We start from the raw sequence: 3002 nt of genomic DNA, 5'->3' as shown, positions 1-3002 counted from the left end.
TTTTCGGGTTTGACGTCCAGGTGCACCAGACCGGCGGCGTGCGCAGCGTCCAGGGCGCGCGCCACCTGCGCGGTGATCGACGCCGCGCGCGAGGGTTCCAGCGCGCCCTGCTCGCGCAGCAGGTCCTTGAGGCTGCCTCCGTCGTCGACCAGGTGCATGTCGATGAAGGGCGCCCCGTCGATCTCGCCGAAGTCATGCAGCGGCAGGACGTGCGGCTCGGCCAGCCGCGTCACCTTGCGGCATTCGCGCCAAAGGCGTTGCTGGAAACCAGGGTCCGCCGCCGTCTCGCCACGTAACAGCTTGAGCGCGACCATCCGGTCCTTAACCGTGTCGTAGGCCCGATAGACCTCGCCCATTCCCCCGGTGCCGATCAACGATCGCAGCTCGTACGGCCCGAACCGGGTACCGAGCCGTGCACCGCGGGACGAGGAGGCCACTGCGCAATCCTTCCGCAACGTCGAAGACAGTCCAGCCCGCGTGTTCCCCAATCGGGCGTCGACATAACGTGCGCAGGCTCACGCGTGTCGCAACCACACGGTACCGGCGGCCGCGGCTATCGTGCGTCGGCGTCCCTGACGCTCCCGATACAGTAGGTGGCTGTCCGAAGCGGAGAAGGTGGGGCCTTCGATGACCGACATGACGGCGCGGTTCGCGGAGATCGTCGGCGCGCACAACGTGCTCACCGGTGACGCCATTTCCGAGGACTACGCGCACGACGAGGTGTTGACGTCGCCTCCGCAATCACCGGCGTACCTGGCCAAGCCGGCGACCGCCGACGAGGTCGCGCGGCTGCTCAAAATTGCCTCGGACAGCCACGTGCCGGTGACGGCGCGCGGCTCGGGGACCGGCTTGTCGGGCGCGGCGATCCCCCGCGCCGACGGGCTGCTGGTCTCCTTCGAGCGGATGAACGCCGTGCTGGAGGTCGACGTCACCAACCAGGTCGCCGTCGTCCAGCCCGGGGTGACGCTCGCCGACCTGGACGCCGCGACGGCCGGCACCGGGCTGCGCTACATGGTGCATCCGGGCGAGCTGTCCTCCAGCGTCGGCGGCAACGTCGGCACCAACGCCGGCGGCATGCGCGCGGTCAAATACGGGATCGCCCGCCACAACGTGCTCGGGTTGCAGGCCGCGCTGCCCACCGGCGAGATCATCCGCACCGGTGGCAAGATCGCCAAAATATCCACCGGCTACGACCTGACCCAGCTCATCGTCGGCTCCGAAGGCACCCTGGCGCTGGCCACCGAGGTGATCGTCAAGCTGCATCCGCGCCTCGACCACAGCGCCACCGTGCTCGCCCCGTTCGCCGACTTCGACCAGGTCATGCAGGCGGTGCCCAAGATCCTCCTCAGCGGTCTGGCGCCCTACATCCTGGAGTACGTCGACAACGTGACGATGGCCGCCCTCGTGTATACCCAAAACCTGGAGCTGGGCGTTCCCGACGATGTCCGCGACAGCTGCCAGGCCTATCTCGTTGTGGCCCTTGAGAACCGGAGCGCAGGCCGGCTGGGTGAGGATGTCGAGACGACGGGCGAGCTGCTCGCCGAGCTGGGCGCGGTGGACGCCTATGTGCTCGACGGCGGCGCGGCGCGCAAGCTCATCGAGGCGCGGGAGAAGGCGTTTTGGACGCTCAAGGCGCTCAACGCCGACGACCTCATCGACGCCGTCGTGCCGCGCGGCGCGATGCCGAAATTCCTCAGCGTCGCACGTGAAATGGCGACGGCGGCCGGAGGTGCCGCGGCGGGCTGCGGGCACGCCGGCGACGGCAACGTGCACCTGGCCATCTTCTGCCAGGACCCGGCGAGACGCAAGAAGCTGTTGACCGACATCTTCGCGCTGGCAATGGGATTGGGCGGCGCGATCTCGGGCGAACACGGACTTGGCCGCGCCAAAACCCCGTACTTCGTCGAACTCGAGGACCCGGTGAAGGTGGACCTGATGCGCCGCATCAAGGCAGGCTTCGACCCGGCCGGCATCCTCAACCCGGATGTGGTGTTCGCGTCGGGCGACGGGTGATCAACGCGCCGTTGCCAATTGGCTCACGATGTCGAGCCGGAGGAACTCCGGCGCCTTGATCACCCGGCGCAGCATGAACCGGATGAACGCCGGCATGTCGGTCGCGTTCTCGTCGCGGAACACGACTGGGGCGCCGAGCTGGTAGCGCCGCCGCCTGGTCTGCAGTTCGCAGCCGCCCGCGACGAGGACGTTGCGCACCCAATCAGTTTCGGGCCCATACGTCAGCGCAATCACAAACCCGTTGGGGCGGCGGAAGACCCACAGCGGGGTGCGGAACGTGCGACCCGATTTGCGCCCGCGATGGACGACGACTCCCCATCCGGGCGCCCACGGGGCGATGTACTTGGTGAATCGATTGAGGCCGATTTTGTTGGCCCGGGCAACCCATCGCGGTGCTGGCATCTCCTTAACTCCTCACTTGGGGAATTTATGACTCCACGCTAACGCTGGGACATCCGGAAGTCAACGACTGTAGAATTTCTGGACTGTGCCCCCCATTGGACGACGCCCGGGCAACCCCGATACCCGGAACGACATCGTGGCGACCGCTCGACGGCTGTTCGCGAATTCGGGATACGACAAGACCTCGGTCCGCGACATCGCCGCCGGCGCCGGCGTCGACCCGGCGCTGATCCGGCACTATTTCGGCAGCAAGGCCGAGCTCTTCCGGTCCACCATGGGGTGGCCGTTCGATCCGGCCGAGATCAGCGCGCGGATCGCCAGCGGCGATCGCGAGGAAATCGGCGCGCGCCTGACGCGGGTGTTCTTCGAAGCGTGGGAGCAGCCGGACTCCCGCGCGTCCCTACTGGCGATCCTGCGGGGTGCCGCCACCCACGACGAGTCGGCCGCCCTGGTGCGTCAGTTCATTCAGGGCCAGCTGTATCCGGAGTTGGCCAAGTTGCTGACGGGGTCGGACACCGAACTGCGTATCGATCTGGCCATGGGCCAACTCCTGGGCATCGCCTACTTGCGCCATGTCCTGCAGGTCG

Annotated in this window: 4 protein-coding genes; 2 read left to right on the top strand and 2 right to left on the bottom strand. The window is 67.5% G+C overall.

What is annotated here, in order from left to right:
- Window positions 1-437, bottom strand: a 437-nt coding sequence (locus Q0W90_RS24000; RefSeq protein WP_297777124.1) for a protein kinase, incomplete at its 3' end; no start/stop codon positions are given.
- 190 nt (window positions 438-627) lie between these two features.
- On the opposite strand from Q0W90_RS24000, the gene Q0W90_RS23995 reads away from it, so the two are divergent.
- The gene (locus tag Q0W90_RS23995) at window positions 628-2013 is read left to right on the top strand and encodes an FAD-linked oxidase C-terminal domain-containing protein (protein WP_297777122.1); all 1386 of its coding nucleotides are present in this window, start codon (window positions 628-630) and stop codon (window positions 2011-2013) included.
- On the opposite strand, the gene Q0W90_RS23990 is transcribed toward Q0W90_RS23995, so the two are convergent.
- Window positions 2014-2415, bottom strand: coding sequence for a nitroreductase family deazaflavin-dependent oxidoreductase (locus Q0W90_RS23990; RefSeq protein WP_297701016.1), 402 nt, complete (start codon window positions 2413-2415; stop codon window positions 2014-2016). It lies immediately after the preceding gene.
- Window positions 2416-2500: 85 nt separating this feature from the next.
- Here Q0W90_RS23990 and Q0W90_RS23985 point away from each other — a divergent pair.
- The coding region (locus Q0W90_RS23985) for a TetR family transcriptional regulator (RefSeq protein ID WP_297777118.1) at window positions 2501-3002 on the top strand (502 nt) is incomplete at its 3' end.

It is taken from the genome of Mycobacterium sp., from assembly GCF_025933915.1.
Classification (GTDB): Bacteria; Actinomycetota; Actinomycetes; order Mycobacteriales; family Mycobacteriaceae; genus Mycobacterium.
This window is presented reverse-complemented; position numbering and strand designations above follow the sequence as displayed.

Excerpts from the sequence above, each read along its gene's own strand:
- Q0W90_RS23995 (WP_297777122.1), top strand. The coding sequence starts at position 628 with ATGACCGACATGACGGCGCGGTTCGCGGAGATCGTCGGCGCGCACAAC.
- Q0W90_RS23990 (WP_297701016.1), bottom strand. The coding sequence starts at position 2,415 with ATGCCAGCACCGCGATGGGTTGCCCGGGCCAACAAAATCGGCCTCAAT.